Annotated in this window: 1 protein-coding gene; it reads right to left on the bottom strand. The window is 64.9% G+C overall.

Features of this window, described 5'->3' with window-relative positions:
* Positions 1-177: 177 nt before the first annotated feature.
* The gene (locus QF777_11925; GenBank protein MDP6912247.1) at positions 178-957 is read right to left on the bottom strand and encodes a heme o synthase; all 780 of its coding nucleotides are present in this window, start codon (positions 955-957) and stop codon (positions 178-180) included.
* Positions 958-962 lie beyond the last annotated feature (5 nt).

The following is a 962-nucleotide window of genomic DNA, read 5'->3' on the forward strand; positions in this document are numbered from 1 at the left end:
TGCCCTCGTGCAACGATCCGGACGGGCCCGGACCACATGAGGCTAGGCGGATCGTCGGAGATTCCGGCGCCCACAGGCCCGACGCAATCTAGTCGGCCGCGAGGCCCCGGGCTGACTTGAACGGGGAAAACCGTGCGGGCCCGTCCGGTGTGTCGGGCCGTCGTCCCGATCGCACATTCAGACCAGAACGTCGACCACCATGGCCCCGAACAGCAGGGTCACGTAGGTGATCGAAAAGGAGAACAACCGCATGGCCGTGCGTTCGGTCGGCTGGCGTCGAACGGCCTCCACCATTGCTCCGAAGGCCGCCCCAAGGATCAGCGCAGAGACGAGGTACACGGCGCCCATGTCGGCCACCGGCGAGAAGACCACGGTCAGAGCCACTAGTACCAGCGTGTAGAGGATCATCTTGCGGACCGTCTCTTCGATGCTCACCACCGATGGGAGCATGGGAACCGAGGCCGCCCGGTAGTCGTCTCGGTACCTGATGGCCAGGGCCCAGAAGTGGGGCGGGGTCCAGAAGAAGATCAACAGGAACAGGATGACCGGTGGCCATCCCAGGGTCTCGGTGACCGCTGACCACCCGACCAGCACCGGTACGGCCCCCGCCGCCCCGCCGATCACGATGTTCTGAGTAGTCGTGCGTTTGAGCCACAGCGTGTAAACGAACACGTAGAAGAAGGTCGCTGACACGGCCAGCACGGCACTCAGAAGGTTGACGGTGGCGAACAGCCATGCGAAGGCGGCTACCTCGATAGACACCGCAAAGACCAGCGCGGCACGCGGCGTCATGACTCCCTGGACCAGTGGCCGGTGCATGGTCCGCTCCATCAAACCGTCGATGTCGCGATCTACCACCATGTTCACGGCGTTGGCACCACCCGCGGCCAGGGTTCCTCCAACCACGGTGGCCACCATCAGCCAGACCGACGGCACGCCCCGCTCGGCCACGAACATGGTCG

Source organism: Acidimicrobiales bacterium (assembly GCA_030747595.1).
In the GTDB taxonomy this organism is placed as follows: Bacteria; Actinomycetota; Acidimicrobiia; order Acidimicrobiales; family MedAcidi-G1; genus UBA9410.